At 44.3% G+C, this 19367-nt stretch carries 13 protein-coding genes; 7 read left to right on the top strand and 6 right to left on the bottom strand.

What is annotated here, in order from left to right:
* Window positions 1–2: 2 nt before the first annotated feature.
* The 3 genes from R7Q11_RS23260 to R7Q11_RS23250 form a co-directional block, all read right to left on the bottom strand.
* On the bottom strand, window positions 3–986 hold the full coding sequence (locus R7Q11_RS23260; protein ID WP_213879841.1) for an AAA family ATPase: 984 nt from the start codon (window positions 984–986) through the stop codon (window positions 3–5).
* An 85-nt stretch (window positions 987–1071) separates the two neighbouring features.
* Window positions 1072–2373, bottom strand: a complete 1302-nt coding sequence (locus R7Q11_RS23255) for an anaerobic sulfatase maturase (protein WP_225466752.1) — start codon at window positions 2371–2373, stop codon at window positions 1072–1074.
* Window positions 2374–2479: 106 nt separating this feature from the next.
* Window positions 2480–4006 (bottom strand): arylsulfatase, encoded by a 1527-nt coding sequence (locus R7Q11_RS23250; RefSeq protein WP_017635363.1) that lies wholly within the window; start codon window positions 4004–4006, stop codon window positions 2480–2482.
* A 141-nt stretch (window positions 4007–4147) separates the two neighbouring features.
* Between R7Q11_RS23250 and R7Q11_RS23245 the strand changes: the two genes are divergently transcribed.
* Window positions 4148–5005 (top strand): LysR family transcriptional regulator, encoded by an 858-nt coding sequence (locus R7Q11_RS23245; protein ID WP_196297849.1) that lies wholly within the window; start codon window positions 4148–4150, stop codon window positions 5003–5005.
* Between the two features lie 134 nt (window positions 5006–5139).
* Here R7Q11_RS23245 and R7Q11_RS23240 read toward each other — a convergent pair whose 3' ends face one another.
* Window positions 5140–6687, bottom strand: a complete 1548-nt coding sequence (locus R7Q11_RS23240) for an arylsulfatase (protein ID WP_005376560.1) — start codon at window positions 6685–6687, stop codon at window positions 5140–5142.
* A 306-nt stretch (window positions 6688–6993) separates the two neighbouring features.
* On the opposite strand from R7Q11_RS23240, the gene R7Q11_RS23235 reads away from it, so the two are divergent.
* From R7Q11_RS23235 to R7Q11_RS23225, 3 genes are all read left to right on the top strand, one after another.
* The gene (locus tag R7Q11_RS23235) at window positions 6994–7380 is read left to right on the top strand and encodes a winged helix-turn-helix domain-containing protein (protein ID WP_005376561.1); all 387 of its coding nucleotides are present in this window, start codon (window positions 6994–6996) and stop codon (window positions 7378–7380) included.
* Between the two features lie 80 nt (window positions 7381–7460).
* A complete protein-coding gene (locus R7Q11_RS23230) occupies window positions 7461–9815 on the top strand; it encodes a fatty acid cis/trans isomerase (RefSeq protein ID WP_167416078.1) in 2355 nt (784 codons plus the stop codon).
* Between the two features lie 18 nt (window positions 9816–9833).
* The gene (locus R7Q11_RS23225) at window positions 9834–10025 is read left to right on the top strand and encodes a hypothetical protein (protein ID WP_005376565.1); all 192 of its coding nucleotides are present in this window, start codon (window positions 9834–9836) and stop codon (window positions 10023–10025) included.
* A 50-nt stretch (window positions 10026–10075) separates the two neighbouring features.
* Here the strand turns inward: R7Q11_RS23225 and torS are convergent, their stop codons facing one another.
* Window positions 10076–13039, bottom strand: coding sequence for a TMAO reductase system sensor histidine kinase/response regulator TorS (gene torS / locus R7Q11_RS23220; RefSeq protein ID WP_167416079.1), 2964 nt, complete (start codon window positions 13037–13039; stop codon window positions 10076–10078).
* 43 nt (window positions 13040–13082) lie between these two features.
* Here torS and torT point away from each other — a divergent pair, with 43 nt between their 5' ends.
* Both torT and R7Q11_RS23210 read left to right on the top strand, forming a co-directional pair.
* Window positions 13083–14132 (top strand): TMAO reductase system periplasmic protein TorT, encoded by a 1050-nt coding sequence (torT, locus tag R7Q11_RS23215; RefSeq protein WP_225466754.1) that lies wholly within the window; start codon window positions 13083–13085, stop codon window positions 14130–14132.
* A gap of 64 nt (window positions 14133–14196) precedes the next feature.
* Window positions 14197–14652 carry a methylglyoxal synthase gene (locus R7Q11_RS23210; RefSeq protein ID WP_005376571.1) on the top strand — a complete coding sequence of 152 codons (456 nt, stop codon included), beginning with the start codon at window positions 14197–14199 and terminating at the stop codon, window positions 14650–14652.
* Window positions 14653–14729: 77 nt separating this feature from the next.
* On the opposite strand, the gene helD is transcribed toward R7Q11_RS23210, so the two are convergent.
* Complete coding sequence (gene helD / locus R7Q11_RS23205) at window positions 14730–16799, bottom strand: DNA helicase IV (protein ID WP_053303491.1); 2070 nt, start codon at window positions 16797–16799, stop codon at window positions 14730–14732.
* 324 nt (window positions 16800–17123) lie between these two features.
* Here helD and yccS point away from each other — a divergent pair, with 324 nt between their 5' ends.
* Window positions 17124–19277, top strand: coding sequence for a YccS family putative transporter (gene yccS / locus R7Q11_RS23200; RefSeq protein ID WP_225466751.1), 2154 nt, complete (start codon window positions 17124–17126; stop codon window positions 19275–19277).
* Window positions 19278–19367 lie beyond the last annotated feature (90 nt).

The following is a 19367-nucleotide window of genomic DNA, read 5'->3' as shown; positions in this document are numbered from 1 at the left end:
ACTTACCCAATTTCTACACAATCTAGCAGCTCTTGTACGACTCGTTGGTGATCGACTCCGTCTGCTAGTGCGTCGTAGGTCAAAGAAAAACGGTGGCCCAATACAGACGGAACCATGGCACGCACATCGTCAGGAGTCACATGGTCACGTCCTTGCATCCACGCATACGCACGAGCGCATTTGTCGAGTGCGATGGAAGCACGAGGACTAGAGCCAATCTCAATCCATTTTGCTAATTTTGAATCGGCATAACGCTCTGGCTTACGAGTCGCCATCACTAACGCAACGATGTAGTTTTCCACTAGGTCCGATACCACGATGTTTGGTAACTGACGGCGCGCTTCTAGCACCACGTCTGGCTCAATGTGTTTTGGCGTAATAATTTCGCTGCTGGTTTCCGCACCCAATTCTTCACTGCGCACCAAACGAATGATGTCACGTTCGGCGTCATCTTCTGGATAATCGACGGTAACCTTCATGATAAAGCGGTCCATTTGCGCTTCTGGCAGTGGGTACGTGCCCTCTTGCTCTACTGGGTTTTGCGTTGCAAGCACCATAAATAAGTCCGGCAATACGTGAGTTTTATCGCCTACCGTGATTGTGCCTTCGGCCATGGCTTCAAGCAGTGCCGCTTGTACTTTGGCTGGTGCACGGTTGACCTCATCAGCAAGTACAATGCTGTTAAAAATTGGCCCTGGCTGAAAGTGTAGTTGCGGCTTGCCATCCAGCTCTTGATAAACCTCAGTGCCCGTCACATCAGATGGTAAAAGATCCGGCGTAAACTGGATTCGACCAAAACTGGTGTTTAACAAGTTCGCCAACGATTTTACGGAACGTGTTTTTGCCGTTCCCGGTAAACCTTCTAGCAGAATATGCCCATTTGTTAATAACCCGATGACTAAAGCTCGAACCACGTGGCTTTGTCCAATGACGCTTTTTTCTGTTTGTTCGATGAGTTCTTTTATCGCTTGTTGTGCGTGGTTCATAGGATACCTTTTCAATGGTTTAAGCCGTCTTTTCGATAGTTAAGTATAAGAACAAATGAAATAACTTAAGGTTATATTCACTATGTTATCTTTGCGGTTCTTGAGATTGGAGAAGTTGTGCAAGACCAACCAACATCGGTAACGCATAATCAAAGAACATTTTGACTCCCGAACACAAATAGTTTAGACCACTCTCACCATTCGGCGTTTTGATCAAACGGTTTTTTGGGCACTCACCCCAACAATAAGGCAAGTAAGGGCATTGCTTACAATACGTCGGCAATGAATCGCGTTTTGCCATGCCAAAAGTATATTGTCTTGTAGAGAAGGCCATTTCATTCAGTGAGTGTTCATGAATGTTGGCGAGTTTGTATTCTGGATACACATAGTGGTCGCAACTGAACACGTCGCCATTGTGCTCAATCGCCAACCCTTTGCCACAAAACTCCGCCGTCACGCAAAGCTGAGACGGTTTCCCCATTACTTGCGCCACCGCGGTTTCAAACAGATTAACCAGCACACGGCCAAGATCGTTATTCACCCACTCTTCAAAGGTCGCCATTAAAAAGCGTCCCCAGTCTTCAGGATCGACTGACCAATCCGTTACAATCGACATTGGATGCCCCGGTTTAGCCAGATCACTGCCTTTGGTTGGGATCATCTGTTCGTTCCAAAACTGCGGCGCGGTTGTTTGGAAGTTGTTGGCTTCTACCACCGGCGCAAACTGAATATAAGTCACACCCAATTCTTGGGTTAAAAATCGATATACTTCGAGCGGGTATTTCGCATTGTGACGATTCACCGTGACCAACGCGTTGAATTTCACGCCATGCGCTTTGAGCTTATCTACCGCTTTCATCACGAGATCAAACGTTGGCTTACCGCTGCGGGTTTTGCGATATTTGTCGTGCAGCTCTCGTGGTCCATCAATCGACAAGCCAACTAGGAAGTTGTGCTCTTTTAAAAACGCACACCACTCATCGTTTAGCAAAATACAGTTGGTCTGAAGGTCGTTTTCAATGCGAACGCCTTTCGGCTGATATTTCTTTTGCAAAGCTACGACATTGCGGAAATAGTCCAACCCAAGCAGCGTCGGCTCCCCGCCCTGCCATGAGAATACAATTTCTTCGCCATCCTGACTTTCGATATAGCTTTTCACGAACGCTTCCAGTGTTGCGTCGTCCATTTTTGGCTGCTTTTCTTGGTGCAGTAGATTTTCTTTATGCAGATAAAAGCAGTACTGACAATCGATGTTGCACTTTGCTCCGCCTGGCTTTGCCATCACATGGAATCGACGGTCATACGCGCCCAGAACAGGCGCTTTAGACGCCGTTTTAAGAGGAACAATAGGCATAGTAGTAGAATGGCGAGGGGAAATCTTACTCATACGTTTCTCACTATTACATATACCCAAATAACCTCGTGAGCGCTGTACAGCAAAAGTGAAGCTATTTGGGTATATAGCGCTCCAAAAAGCGCTATATAATCTTAATTTACTTAGAAGACTTAGGTACGAACGAACCTGCTTCCATACGAGGCGGGAATTCTTTGAATGTACCCATCACCTCTTTCACTGTATCCATTGCTGGCATCATTAAGAATGAACGCTCGTACATCCAACGAGAATAACCCATGCCTTGATCGCCTCGTTCAAATGGATCAATGCTCAAGTCAAAGATCAGTGGCACACGAAGTTTAGTGAACGGCTTACGCCATACATCCATACCCGTTTCATTCTCTTGAATCATAAAGTGGAACTTGTACTTTCCTTGGCGCAATGCCACAAGATCGCCGTCGTCGCTCCAGTAAACGAACTCATTTCGTGCGGATTTGTCTGACTTACCCGTTAAATATGGCAATTGGTTGTAACCGTCTAGGTGAACTTTGTAGTCCATATCACCAACTTTTTTGCCTTTTAGTAGTTCGTCTTTAACTTTGGTATCACCTGCCGCAGCAACTAGTGTCGGGAAAAAGTCCTCTAATGACATCATGCCGTTGAATGTTTTACCTGCCTCAATTTTTCCAGGCCATTTAATCAACATTGGCACACGGAAACTCCCTTCCCAGCCAGTGTTTTTCTCTGAGCGGAACGGTGTCATCCCTGCATCCGGCCACAAATCAACCATAGGGCCGTTGTCAGTGGTGTAAACAATGATTGTATTGTCATCCACACCTAACTCTTTGATCTTGTTAAGTAGCTGACCGATTTGGTCATCGTGCTGCTTAACACCATCCGCGTAGAAACCGGCACCTGTTTTACCTTGGTATTCTTCAGGAACATGTGTGAAGTTGTGCATGCGAGTGGTGTTAAACCAAGTAAAGAACGGCTTGTCCGCTTTTACTTGCTTTTCTATGAAGCTCTCTGCGGCATCAAGAAACTCACCATCAACATTTTCCATACGCTTACGCGTAAGTGGACCGGTATCTTCGATTTTGCCGTCAGCGTAAGAATGGATAACGCCACGAGGACCAAATTTCTTCTTGAACTCCGGATCTTTAGGGTAATCCACGTTCTCTGGCTCTTCTTCTGCGTTCAAGTGGTATAGGTTGCCGAAGAATTCATCAAAACCGTGGTTGGTAGGAAGATGCTCGTCTCGGTCACCTAAATGGTTCTTACCAAATTGTCCGGTTGCGTAACCCATTTGTTTAAGCACGGTTGCAATCGTCGGATCTTTTTCCGAGATACCTTCCGGAGCGCCTGGTAAGCCCACTTTTGATAGACCTGTACGTTTTGGCATTTGACCAGTGATGAATGCAGAACGGCCTGCTGTCGAGCTTTGCTGTGCGTAGAAGTTAGTGAACTTCGCACCCTCTTTAGCAATGCTATCGATGTTTGGCGTGTTGTACGCCATCATGCCTTGGTTGTAGGTACTAAGGTTCCAGTAACCAACATCATCACCAAAGATGACAAGAATGTTGGGTTTGTCCGCTGCATGTGCAACTGCAGATGCAGCGCCCAAAGCTAACGTACATGCGTTAAGTACGAGTTTTTTACTGCTCGTTTTGGTCGCATTTTTCATATTATCTCCAAGAGTTCGCTAGTGCGTAAAAAATGGTATTCGCTTTTCAATACCATTGTTGATATAAGATAAAGCACTAATTTCAGGCGATAAATGCAGTCAAAATTAGTTAACCTATAAATTAAATTTATGAGTGACGTTATGGACTTGAATTTGATCCAAACTTTTCTTGTTGTTGCGGAGTTTCAATCTTATACAAAAGCCGCGGAACAATTAGGGCTTACACAACCTGCTGTGAGCGCTGCAATAAAGCGTTTAGAGCAAGTCGTAGATAAGCAATTATTCGTTAAAAAAGGACGAGGGATCGCACTAACCTCCACCGCTTATCAATTACTGCCGCAATTCCAGCAAGCGGTTAATATTGTTGACAATGCGATATCTGATAAAAATCATTTTGAAGTGTGTTGTTCGGAAATTTTGTTGCACATTATGGACCCGATAAAGAACACTATTTTTTATGAATCACCACCCGAAAAATTCCTATTATTTGAGCTGTTAAGACAACAAAAAGTCGATCTAGTAATCGATACGGTGATCACGAAAGATGCAGCGTTTATTATTGAAGATGCCTATGAGGAAGAAGCCGTGGTTATCTGTCGTGAGAACCATCCCCGTGTACACGGCACGCTCACAAAAGAGCAATTTTATGAGGAAACTCACTGTTTATTTTCAGGAAAATGGAACAACATGTCGGGGTTCGAGCAACTAGCAAAGGAAACAATTCAAGAAAGAAAAGTCGACTTGATCACATCTTCGCTAGCGGGCATGGCGCTGTATGTCGCCCAAAGAGACAGTTTAGGGATCGTGTCTCAATCTTTTGCAAACAAGTGGAGCAAAGCGCTCAAACTTCAAATTTTGCCCTGCCCCATTTCGATACGCTCTATCCCTTACAAGTTCGTTTACCATAAGCGAGAGGTAAACAACCCAGCCCACATCGCTCTACGTGAAAAAATCAAAGCCAACTTAACGGCAGCCCACTACGAACCAATTTGTTTATAACTCTTGTCAATTGAAGCGTTAGGCGTTTTCGTCATCAAGCTTTCTACAAACCTGAATAGATAGAATTTTACAGATAAAAAAGAGGCTCACGTTAATGAGCCTCTTTCTATATGTGATACTTCACTTAGCTTTTCCTACTTATTTGGGTTCTCTTTTAGTTTCTCCATCACTTGATCGAGCGAGAAGCTTGCTGCTTTTTGCCTTGGTGGGAACTCTTTAAACGTTTCAAGGAATCTGCCTACGTAAGCTTGCGCAGGAACAAGCATGTAAGCACGGTCTAGCATCCAATCGTAGTAAGTGTTAGAAGTGATATCAGCCACTTCGTAAGGATCCATACGCAAGTTGAAGATCTTAGGAACACGAAGTGTGGTGAATGGTTCAGCCCAAATACGCAACGTGCCTTTTGCTCGTTGCTCCATAAAGACCAGCTTCCATTTGTTATAGCGAAGTGCAGTTAAGTCTCCATCATCTGAGAAGTAAAAAATTTCTTCTCGTGGGGCCTTATCCTCTTTACCAGTCAAATATGGTAGGAAGTTATAGCCGTCTAGGTGAACTTTGAATTTCTTACCATTCGCACTATAACCTTTGAGCAATTTCTCTTTGATATTGTCATCACCCGCGGCAGCAACAAACGTTGGCATCCAGTCCATGTGATGCATGATATCATTCGAAACAGAGCCAGCTTTAATTTTACCTGGCCAACGTACCATCGCAGGAACTCGGTACGCACCTTCCCAGTTGGTATTTTTCTCTCCACGGAATGGCGTTGTACCTGCATCTGGCCACGAGTTCATGTGTGGGCCATTATCGGTGGAGTAAAAGACGATTGTGTTGTCTTTAATACCCAAATCATCCACTTTTTTCAGTAGCTGACCTACATGGTTATCATGCTCGACCATACCATCTGCATACTCGCTGATACCTGTTTTTCCAGAGTTCTCTTCTTTCACATGAGTACGGAAGTGCATACGAGTTGCGTTCCACCAGACAAAGAAAGGTTTTTCAGCCTTGACGGCACGATCCATAAAGTCGAGTGCCGCATCTAACGTCTCTTCATCCACGGTTTCCATGCGCTTGCGAGTTAGAGGCCCTGTATCTTCAATTTTGCCATCAGCGTACGAACGGATAACGCCGCGCGGACCGAACTTTTTACGAAACTCAGGATCTTTAGGATAATCGACGTTTTCTGGCTCCTCCTCGGCGTTCAAGTGATAAAGGTTGCCAAAAAATTCATCGAAGCCGTGATTAGTAGGAAGGTGCTCATCTTTATCACCTAAGTGGTTTTTACCAAATTGCCCTGTCATATAGCCCATCGGCTTCAGCATTTCGGCAATGGTTGCGTCCTCTTCCTTCAAGCCAAGATCAGCACCTGGAAGCCCCACTTTACTCAAACCTGTTCTAAGAACGGTTTGGCCCGTAATGAAAGTAGAACGGCCCGCTGTACAAGATTGCTCACCGTAATAGTCAGTGAACATCATGCCTTCTTTGGCGATACTGTCTATATTTGGTGTTTTGTACCCCATCAAGCCAAACGTGTAAGCACTGAGATTGGACTGGCCAATATCATCACCCCAAATGACGAGAATATTTGGTTTCTCTGCTGCGATACTGCTACTTGTCGCACCGATTAAAGCGGCGGCAAGAATCGCTAATCGGCGTTTAACGCCATATTTCGCTGTCATATAAACCTCTGTGTGTATTAGAAAAGTGCTTCCTGCAACAGAATGTATAGTTCACAAATGGCGGATAAGCGAATTTACTAAATGAGAATTCTTTCTATCTTTGCCTAACATTACACCGTTATTTGTAGCTAATACGCACTCCAATAGCACTTTAGTTCAGAGCGCCATCGCATCATTCATCACTACTGGTAATCTCAAGTATTAAGATTGTCTACGCATATCACAGTGCTCATAAAGTACCTGATTGCTTTTATATAAATATTAATGATAATACGTTTTACTACTATTAATAATTAAGGTACCCGTGTGCTTGACTCCAAGGTTTCAAATGGAAAAACTTCCCAATGCCAACACAACGGCGTTCACCATAATGATGAGGAGCTATTACTAGATAAGCGCACTCACTCTGTGGTACTCAATTACTTGCCAAACAAGAAATCTGTTCAGTTAACAAGCATTCAATTTAAGCTGCTGCAAACTCTCACTCACCATCAAGATCAAGTGCTTAGTAAGCATTTTCTTTACGAAACAGTACTAAAACGTGAATTTACTGAACATGATCGAGCACTCGATATGCACATGAGCAGAATGAGAAAGCGTCTAGTTCACGAAGGCGTTCCAACAGACAGAATTCAGACAGTCCACCGCCAGGGTTACATTTTCAAGCGCTCAGACAATCAACAGAAAAATTAACGCTAATTGACCCAACTTTTGGTAATTGACCGCTTATTTTGCTTTAATTAATGCAAATTCTAATCACGTAAAATAACTCAATGAATTTGCGCTTAATTTTTACACTTTGCATTGCTACTTTGTTTGCCGGCTGTGCAACCTATGCTGGTCTTAACTATGACCAACTGTTTGGTCCACAGCTCGTGCGTGAACGCACAGTTGACGTGGAAACCCCTCAAGCAAACTTCTTCCAAAGCGAAGTTAAACCCATTATGGATAACCGCTGTGTCGTCTGCCACGCGTGCTACGATGCACCATGCCAACTTAAGCTCTCTTCTGTTGAGGGCATTGACCGTGGTGCGAGTAAAGCACTGGTATATGAAGGAACAAGACTCACAGCCGCAGCACCAACACGCTTATTCGAAGATGCAGAAACAACCCAAGAGTGGCGCGATGCGGGTTTTCATCCGGTTCTCAACGAACGTGATCAAAGCATGGCAGCCAACATTGACGCAGGCCTTATCGCACGTTTGCTACAGCAAAAAGAGCGCCACCCATTGCCTGACCAAGTCCAGTTAGAAGGCTTTGACTTTTCGATAGACCGAGAGCAAACCTGTCCGACGATTGAAGAATACGAGCAATACGAAAAGGATAACCCGACCTGGGGAATGCCTTTTGGTATGCCAAACCTATCAAACAGTGAATACCACACACTCATGACTTGGTTGGAAAACGGCGCAATAATGAACGTTCACCAACCTGTTAGTGAGAATGAGCAAGCGCAAATAGATAAGTACGAAACATTACTTAACCACTCCGATTTGAAAAATCAGCTGATGGCTAGGTATATATATGAGCATTTGTTTTTATCCCATCTCTACTTTTCGGAACTCGATGAAGATCCCCGATTCTTCACGCTCGTCCGCTCTGCTACACCACCAGGACAGCCCGTCAAACGTATTTCAACGCGTCGCCCGTACGATGATCCAGGGGTTGAACGTGTGTTTTATCGAATTATTCCAGAGCAAGGGACCATAGTAGATAAAACTCACATGCCATTCGCGTTAAACAAGCAACGCATAGAGAACTGGAAAACTTGGTTTATTGATGCTGATTACATGGTTAGTCAGCTACCGAGTTATGAACCAGAAGTTGCTGCAAACCCGATGACATCATTCATCGACCTTCCAGTGAAATCGCGCTTTAAGTTCATGCTAGATAATGCGCAAAATACAATCATGGCATACATCAAAGGCCCAGTTTGTCGTGGCCAACTGGCATTGAATGTTATCAATGATCGCTTTTGGGTGTTTTTCCTTGATCCAGATAAAGCAGACATCCCAGAAGTAAATGAGTTTTACCGATCTCAGGCTGATAATCTAAAACTACCGGCAGAACAAGAGAGTAACACGCTACCTGTTACCAACTGGGTCAAGTACGCGCGTCAGCAAGCTCGCTACCTAGAGGCTAAATCTGAGTTCACTAATAACTGGTTTAAAGAGGGTGAAAACCTATCCACCGATGTAATTTGGGATGGTAATGGCACCAACCATAATGCGGCATTAACGATATTCCGCCATTTTGATAGTGCTTCTGTTGTTCAAGGGTTAGTTGGTGAGCAGCCTAAAACAGTGTGGATTCTTGACTACGCGTTACTAGAGCGTATCCACTATTTGCTTGTTGCTGGGTTTGACGTTTACGGTAACTTCGGCCACCAGCTCATGACACGAATGTTTATGGACTTCTTGCGTCTAGAAGGCGAAAGTAACTTTATCTCGTTGTTACCCGCCGATATGCGCCATGAACTTCAATCTAGCTGGTATAAAGATCAAAGCCCGCAGTTGAGTGACTTTTTACAACGAAATGTGAAGCCGTTTAACCAACCAACCAGCGTTCAGTATAAGAGTGACGATCCAAAAACGGAGTTGGTGGAGTTGTTGAGCGAACATGTTTCAGATGTGCTTCTGCCTCGCTACGAAATTCAAAACACGGCTCTTTCTGCGAGTAGTGAAAAGCAACTAAAACGTATTGACCAAGTTCGTGGTGAAGGCCTAAAAACCGTTCCGCAAATCACTATGCTTATGGTGAGAAGTCAATCAGGGGAAGATGAACTGTTCACCTTACTTCACAACAATGCACACACAAACATCTCTAGCTTGTTTGATGAAGAAAGTAACCGTGACTTTGCTAACGATGATATGACCATTGTACGCGGCGTTGTGGGAAGCTACCCTGCGGCATTTTTCTCGATCAACGAAAACCAAGTAAAAGATTTTGTCGATCAATTTAGTGCCATCCAAAACGAGTCCGATTACGTTAAGTTATTGGATAATTTTGCGATTCGTAGAAGCTCAGAAAAATTCTGGTCATTTAGCGATCGTTTACACAATTGGTACCGTACAAAACAACCGATCGAATTTGGATTACTTGACTATAATCGTTTTGAGAATCGATGATGATTTAAGGGGGTTCTCATGGGTATCCGAGATAACATTGCCGCTCTTGAACAACAGATTTACGTTGCTTGTTCTGAGGGAGACTACGAAACGGTCAATATGCTTGAGCATCAACTCGAATACTTGCGTGGCAAAGTGGAACATCCTTTTGATGATGACCCTTATGCCCTAGACACTCGATTCGAGTGGGAAGATGACATGACCGAATAGAAAAAACCTCCGGAAAGCCGGAGGTTTTTTTATTTTCAATGCTCGATGGATTACTTCGCCATTAACTCATCGAGAGCTTGAATTGATGCAGACACTTGAGAAACTAAATCATCTTTAGTCGCATTATAGGTATCTAGAGGTTGAGGCGCGGCTTCAATTGCTTGGCAAGCGTTCATTAATGCAGTTAGTCCTAAACTTCCCGCGCTGCCCTTTAATTTATGGGCAAGGTTCTTTACTTCTTTACTATCATTGTCCTCAGCAGACGCTTGCAGTTTGCTTAATACATCAGTGCTGGTGGATCTAAACAGATTAATAATGTGCAACATCTTATCTCTGCCCAAGATTTTCATATCGGACTCAATCACGCTCGGATTAATGATAACCACATCGGGTTCCTTTGTTTTAGGTGCTTGAACGACCTTTAATTGTAGCTCTTGTTCTTGAGGCGAAATTTGATCAAACGGGGTACAGTCGGCATTTTGTGGCAACAACAACGGCTTTCCGTCTAGCGCATCCTGAATCAATGCCGCGAGTGCCTCTTTTGCCAATGGCTTAGGCAAGTATCCGTCAAAACCAGCGGCTAGATAGCGCTCAACTTCTTCCGCAAAAACGTGCGCAGACACTGCAATCATTGGCGTGACGGCAAGCGCTTTATTGGCCGGCTTATCACACTCAATCCGCTTTAAGCGTTGGATCAACTCAGTTCCATCACAATCAGGGAGGTTGATGTCGACCAAAGCGATATCAAAATCTTGTGTGCTGATCAGTTGCTCTGCTTGTGAGCCGTTTTCTGCCATCACGACTTGATGCCCCATGCTTTCTAGAAAACCTTCCGCGACCACTCGGTTGACTTCATTATCTTCTACCAGCAAGACCTTTGCTTTCACTTTGCAACGTGCGGTTGCCACGGTTCCTGTTTCAACAGGTTCGCTTTCCTCTAACGGAATAGAGAACCAGAATCGGCTACCATTTCCCTCTTCGGAATCGACTTCTAAAACACCGCCCATCGCTTCAATGATTCGCTTACTGATAGCAAGTCCAAGCCCCGTGCCTCCAGTTTGGCTCATCCCACCTTCAGCTTGCGTGAAGGCATCAAACAACGTTCTCTGGTATTTTTTGGCAATTCCTATTCCAGTGTCTGATACTTCAAACAGGACTTGCGACTCGTCCTCTGGGTTCAGGCTAACGTAGATATCAATTTCTCCTTCGTCAGTGAACTTAATCGCGTTACCAACAAGATTGTTCAGCACCTGACTGATTCTGGTGACATCCCCTTTCCAGTAGCGACTAACATCACTTTCAATATGGTAGGAGAACAGCAGCTTCTTCTCTTGTGCTCGACTGTTCATTAACTGGAAAGTGTCCTCCACCATTTGGTGTAAATCAAAGCCCATGTGACGAATTTCTAAATGCCCCGCTTCAATCTTGGAGTAATCCAGTACATCATTAAGGATCGCGAGCAACGTTTTACCACTACGATTAATGATTTCCGCATAACGCTTTTGAATTGGGTTGAGGCCTGAGTCAATCAACAAGCGTGCTGTCCCCAACACTCCGTTCATTGGCGTTCTTATCTCATGGCTCATCGTCGCCAAGAATGCCGATTTTGCTCGGCTCGCTTGCTCTGCTTGCTTGCGAGCTTTAGCGTGATTCAAAACCTCTTCATTCAAACGGCGGTTTGCTTGTTTTAACTGCGAAGTGCGCTGCTCAACGAGCTCTTCTAAATGCTCTTTATGCTCCTCAAGCTCTCGCTTGGCTTGAGCTTCACCCTCTGCTACCACTTTTAGTGCTTGCGCGGTATTACGAGCCGTGATGATGGCTTGCCCCATATGCGCCAACTCATCTTTGCCTTTCACTTCCAACTCAACCGCTAAATTACCCTGCGCCACAGACAGCAACGCAGCGGAATATTCAGCTAACCGCTTCACAACAGAAAGGTACACCACACGCCATAAAATCAGCACCAATACAATCAAACCAACAATTGAAATAACGGTTAGAGACCACTGAGCGAATTTCAGTGTGCTGGTCAATTGGTCTACAGCGACGGTAGTGGTTTTGTTTGAATCATCAACCAATTTGTTGACCGTGCCATTAAGCTCTGAGAACAACTCTAATGTCTTTTGCATCAGTTGTTGTGACTGTTCGTTATTCTCGTATTGCTGCATCAGTATAGAAAATACGACCTGACGCTTACCAAGCTCTATGAGCAGTTGGCTCATTTGCTTAGAGCGCGTAGGATCTTCCACAGCGAGTACACGGCGTTGCATGATTTTGAGGTTGCTATCGAAATCACTTTGAACCTGTTGAATTCGCTCAATATTCGTTAATGTCCGAGCCTCTTCAATCTGATTCAACATTTTAAAGGCCAACAAGTGCAGTTCATGCAATCGCTCAGTCAGATCAAGATCGACCTCCACCAGTGCATCTAGCGCCTGATAAACTTGCGATTTTTTATTCGATTCTAATAAGTCATAAATATGCGTGACGTTAGCAACAGCAATGGTGCTTGTATTCTGAACTTGCGTACGAGTTAGTTGTTCTAGCTCTTCACTGAGCAGACGCATTTCTTCAACACGAGTATCTATCTCTTTTGCAAGCCACAGCTTTTTTTCAACCGAAACACCGAGTTCTGCCAAATTGTCGATAACGTTCTGGACGTTATTCTCTAAAGCTTCTAACAATTGAGAATCGAACGACTCACTCCCGAGCTCCTTGATGTGAGTGAGTAAAGACTCGAGCTGTTCGAACAGCACTCGCCCTGACTCCTTTCTTTCCTGCTCGTTTCTTGCGTTCGACAACATTTGTACAGACGAAATAATACGAGTACTCAACTCAGAGACTTGTCTCGCCTCAATCATGGCGGGAATCGCAGAATCCACGACATTTCTTTCGGTTTTGGCAACCAAAGAAAATCCAGACACACCAATAAGTGCCGATAACATGACCAGTATTGCCATCGCAATGAAAGACAACAAAAGTTTACGACCGATGCTTGCAGTTGCTAGCAGCATATTTTCATGACCTTAATGTTCGTGTTCAGCGACATATTACGTTATATTTTGCAGTGTTTACTTAATCTATGCCAACGAACTTCATTTCATGGTTAAAAATCAACACTCATTTCGCACATTTTTCAAACATTCTGCAGCCACTTTAACCCTAGTTGCTTCTTTGCCAGCGGTTGCCGCAGAGAAAATATGTGCAATATACCCTCACCTAAAGGATTCATACTGGTTGTCAGTAAACTATGGAATGGTGTCCGAAGCGAAAAGAGAAGGTGTCGAGCTACGAGTCCTTGAAGCGGGCGGCTACCCAAACAAAACCCGTCAAGAACAACAACTCGCACTGTGTAACCAATGGGGAGCAGATGCGGTTATCCTTGGGACCGTGGACCCACAGGCTTACGAGCATTCACTTAAAAATTGGGTGGGGAATACTCCCGTTTTTGCTACTGTGAACCAACTCGACTTGGATGAAGAACAAAGTGAGTTGCTAAAAGGGACTGTCGGTGTTGACTGGCATTGGATGGGATACGAAGCGGGTCAATATTTGGCCGCTCGCCATCCAAAGGGGTCAGGAAAAACCAACATTGCCTTACTTTTGGGGCCGCGAACTCGTGGTGGTACGAAACCCGTTACTGCCGGATTTTATGAAGCGATACAAGGAAGTGATATCAACATTGTTGACTCATTTTGGGCAGACAACGACAAGGAGTTACAACGTAACCTAGTTCAACGTGTGATCGATATGGGAAATATAGATTACATTGTTGGCAGTGCAGTGGCGATTGAAGCGGCCATCAGTGAGCTGCGCAGTGCCGGCAAAGCTGAGGAGATCGGTTTAGTTTCTGTGTACTTAAGTCATGGTGTATATCGAGGCCTGTTACGTAACAAAGTACTCTTCGCACCAACAGATAAAATGGTGCAGCAAGGTCGGCTTTCCGTGATGCAAGCAACGCATTACTTAAGAGGTGAAGCTTATGACAAACATGCCTCACCAACCATCAAACCACTGACTCCGAAGACGCTTCATGACGACACGATCGAAGAATCGTTATCTCCGTCAGAATATAGGCCGACATTCCGTGTTAAGGCTGTTGATTGAAAGACCAAAAACGTGTTCTATTGAGTCACAACAATTTTAAAATCATACAAACGGAAACATCTTGATGCAAAAAACCATTCGTACCATGCCAACCCATAAACATGTGGCTTTGGTTGCTCACGACAACTGCAAACCTGAGCTACTTCGCTGGGTAAAAGAAAACAAAGAAAAGCTACAGAGTCACTTCCTTTACGCAACTGGCACGACAGGACACATGCTGAGTAAAGAAACTGGACTTGCGATCAAGAGCATGATCAGTGGTCCGATGGGCGGTGATCAACAACTAGGCGCTCTCATTTCAGAAGGCAAAATCGACGTTCTCGTTTTCTTTTGGGATCCACTGAATGCCGTACCTCACGACCCAGACGTTAAAGCGCTTCTTCGTATTGCTAGTGTTTGGAATATTCCTGTAGCAACGAACCGAGCCACCGCTAAGTTCCTGTTTAACTCCCCTCTTCTTGAGCAAGAAGTAGACATCGAAGTGCCGGATTACGAAGCCTATCTTGCTGAGCGTATGTAAGCTTTGATGCCAACCAAATAAAGCAAAGGCGATACCAAGTATCGCCTTTGCTGTTTTTAACATTCTAAACGCTGCATTTAACGGGAAGTCACGATGGGATAGTCACCATTAACGAGCTCTTGAACGAACGCAGACCCCGCACCAGTATGCGTGATCCAAACCTTCTCTTTTGCACGTGTAATCGCCACGTAAAATAGCCTGCGCTCTTCTGCGTAAGGGAATTTGTCTTTGGACTCCGTCAACGCACCATCAATGTGAATTTGCTTCTTCTTAGCGGGGAATTGCCCCTCATCCACAGAAAGAATAATCACAAAGTCAGCTTCGCGTCCTTTACTCGCATGGCAAGTCATAAAGCGAATATCGAGATTAGGGAAACGTCGCAACCAATCGTCGAACAAATCGGGCTTGTGATAATGGTTACGTCCTAGCAATAAAACTGACTTGGTTTGCTTGGCTTGTTGATTCAAGTGATCCAAGATCTTTTCCACTTGATTGCTCGGCGCGGTATGTACGCTCTTCTGCTTGCGTTGTTTGTGGCTGTTTAGTGTTTTCGGCAACTGCGATGGGTTTTGCTGCACGAATGTATTCGCTACATCACCAATCTGATTGTTGAAACGATAAGTTGTATCTAAGTGATGAACGGTTGAGTGAGCAAAGCGTTCTTTAAAGCCAGTGATAAGATCGACATCCGCTCCTGCAAACTGATAGATCGCTTGCCAATCGTCGCCAACAGCAAATAACGTCGCACCTGCTTGTTTCTGAGTGGATTCACACAGTGCTTCAATCAATGCCAGACGGTCTGGAGAGATATCTTGATACTCATCGACCATAATAAAGCGCCATGGCGAGACAAACTTTCCTTTATTCACATAATCTGTCGCACGACTGATCATGGTTGGGAAATCCACTTGGTTGCTTTCTTTAAGCATTTTCTGCCACGCTGTAAAACATGGCCAGCATAAGGCGAGTTCACTATTTAAACGCGTATAGTCTTGGTGGTTTACGAGCTTTTCTTGTACTTGCTTTTTGGTCAACCCTACCGCCGCTAAATGAGACAGCTGCGAATCTAGCCAAGCGATCAGTTTTGGATTTTCTGAATGGCTTCCTAACTCATCATCCCCTTTTAGGTACGCAATCGGCCATTTGTCTAAATGTTTTTGCCAACGTTTAAAGTTGGTGGGTGTCATCCAATGTTTTTTCAACCAGTCTACACACCATGCCGTTCGTTGATTTTCGTCCAACGCTAAAGGGCTAATTTCGACAGGTTGCTGTTCGACTTGTTTAAGAATATACAAGCCCAACTGATGGAATGTGTTGACGCGCACACCGTCTGCCGCCATGCCCACTTTATCTACTAAGCGTTCTTTCATTTCAGTCGCCGCATCACGACCGAACGCTAACATGAGAAGCTCTTCTGCTTGAGCCTGATGGCTTTGCAACAAATAGGCAACTCGTGCGGTTAAAACGCTGGTTTTGCCCGAGCCGGCACCAGCAAGAACTAAGTTGTGGTCGTCGTTGAGTAATACCGCATATTGCTGGGATAAATTCAAAGGAGAGGATTCAATTTGATTAAACAGCACTTCCCAATTTGGACGTTCTGCTTCTAGCCAATCGCGATTACGCTCACCAAGCGCCTCAGAGGTATCAATGAGCCAAGGCTCTATTTGCGACATACGATTCGGCATTCGCATTTTGGCTTCTTCTAGGGTGGTTTTCATCTCGCTTAACTCTTGGTTAAGACTTTCAACCCAGGAGACCACTTGAGAATGCGATAAGTAAGCAGGCAAGTGCTTTAGTTTGTAAAGCTCTTCTTCCCACTTAGGTAGATACTCAGCCAGTTTTCGGCACTGAGTGTTGTGCCACTCTTGATATTGACGAACGGCCTCAAGCGCGAACTTTCGGCATTGTGGCCACGGTAAACCTTGGACTAGCCAGCTTTGTTGTTTGCCTTCGTGTTCATGAGCAAAAAACTGTAAAGAGCTCCATAATAACCCACGCTTTACGCTAACTTTGCCATTCCAGATCGTAAAAGGAATATGTTCTTCACTGCCTATCGAGCTTAATAAAACACTGTTCTCTTTTATTTCGACCTGATGGTACTCATTTTGAATAAAAAACTGTGCTTTGCTAGTGGCAGTAAGCTGCATGAAACGTGCGCCTTTTAGTTTAGAAGTTGTCGATTTATATCATTTTAAGGCGCTAAATTGTAGCAACTGCGAGCACCTAAGTAAGCTTCTTCTTCTATTCTTTAATAAAATTCACATTACTGTCGATTTAATAACCTAAAGCTGAGGTTATTTGAAGCTGGCTTTACAATCCTCAACACATGACCTGGCAGCTTTAATATAAGTCAATGACATCTCTGCTGATTTTATCAGCAACCACGAATTTTTCTTAAAGTAAATCATAAACGCGCTATAGTGGGTCTGGTAGTATTCCCCCTGTTCTTCATCGGAAACATAAGGCGCACTGTGCAAGCAACTTCTAAATTTCGGCTATATTGGGCAAACAAGACGATAAATTACAGCGTTCTTATCCTCATTACCTTACTGGGTGTGGTTATCCCAACTTGGTACTTCGAGCAAAACACGCTGATAACGCCATTAATATTAGGCGTTATTGCTGCTGCTTTGGCTGAAAGTGATGACAGTTTCACTGGACGCATCAAGGCTCTGATTCTCACCTTTCTCTGTTTTGCGCTTGCTGCTTTTTCAATTGAAATCTTGTTCGATACCCCTTGGGCTTTTGCGTTGGGATTATTTATCTCAACCTTCGGCTTCATCATTCTTGGGGCGATAGGTCCTAAGTACGCGAGTATTGCTTTTGGTTCGTTGCTGATCGCTATTTATACTATGCTTGGCGCACATGAAAGCATCAACATTTGGTTTCAGCCACTACTGCTTTTAACTGGTGCCGCCTGGTATTACTTCATGTCCATGATTTGGCAGATATTTTGGCCTCTTCAACCGGTGCAACAAAGCTTAGCCAATGTGTTCTTCCAAATGGCGAATTATCTTGATGCGAAAGCCAAGCTTTTTCACCCTGTGACCAACTTGACGCCACAACCGCTACGGATTGAAGCTGCAAAATGCAATGCTGCCACGGTTACGGCACTAAACGCTTGTAAAACCACATTACTTAACCGATCGAAACGGGGTCACATTGATGGGCCTAGTGACCGATTTTTAAATATTTATTTCATCGCTCAAGACATTCACGAACGCGTCAGTTCTAGCCATTATCGCTATCAGGATTTAGCGACCGAATTTGAACGTTCTGATGTGCTGTTTCGTTTTAAATATCTTTTGGAGTCTCAAGCCCAAGCGTGTCGTGATATTGCACTAGCCATTCAGCTAGGAAATGAATACTCCCATACCGATCAATCTATTCTGGCATTAGCTGAAGTACAGAACTCTCTTGCTTATCTAGAAGAACAAAAGCAAGGGCACTGGAAACGTCTTCTGATGCAGTTAACATATTTATTCAACAACTTAGCGACGGTAGAAAAACAACTTAATAACATTAACAACCCAGATGTCGAAGGCCTAGAAGAAGATACCCTCGCCGATACCAACCCACACACGCTAAAAGCGATGTGGCAGCGTATATCAGCAAATTTACACAAAGATTCGATGCTGTTTCGGCATGCATTACGTATGTCAATTGCCTTAACGATTGGCTATGGAATCATTCAAATATTCAACATCGACCGAGGTTACTGGATACTCTTAACCACTTTATTCGTATGCCAACCGAACTACAGTGCCACTCGCCAAAAATTGACGGCGCGAGTAATAGGTACATTAGCTGGTTTGTTGATTGGTGTACCATTGCTGACTTTTTTCCCTTCTCAAGAAAGCCAGTTAGTATTTATCGTTATCTCTGGTGTGATGTTTTTCGCCTTCCGGATGAACAACTATGGGTACGCGACTGGTTTTATTACACTGCTCGTCCTCTTCTTATTTAATCAACTAGGTGAAGGTTACGCAGTTGTCCTTCCTCGACTAGCAGATACCCTCATCGGGTGTGTACTTGCAGTAGGAGCTGTATTAGTTATTTTGCCCGACTGGCAGTCGAGAAGGCTTCACAAAGTTATGTCGGATGCGATAGAGGCAAACAAGCAGTATCTCGATCAGATCATTGGTCAGTATAGAATCGGCAAGAAAGACAATTTGAGTTACCGTATCGCTCGCCGCCAGGCCCACAATAATGATGCCTCACTCTCTTCTGCGATTAGTACGATGCTGGCGGAGCCTGGCAAATATCGCGCAGCTGTTGATGAAAGTTTTCGCTTCCTAACGTTAAATCACGCAATGTTGAACTATATTTCTGCATTAGGCGCGCACAGAACTCGCATCGAAGATGAGTCAATTCATAAACTCGTTTTAGATGCTCACCGTTGTATTCATCAACATCTGGATGTACTTCATAAACAGCTTCACCAGCATTGTGAGGAGTGTGACCTATCTAATATTGATGATGCTGGACTCGAGCAACGCTTAAATGAATGGCGCGATGAAGACGACAGCTCTGCCCGCATGGTATTGCAACAACTCCATCTTATCTACCGCATGCTCCCAGAGCTTCATTCACTTGCTAGCAAGTTTGCCGTCAGAGTAAGTTAGTAACATTCAAACCTGACCCGTCCTGATATGGGTTGACACTTTTTAACTAAAACGCTCGATGTACTTCATCGGGCGTTTTGTATTTTAAAG

The organism is Vibrio sp. 970 (assembly GCF_033339075.1).
This window is presented reverse-complemented; position numbering and strand designations above follow the sequence as displayed.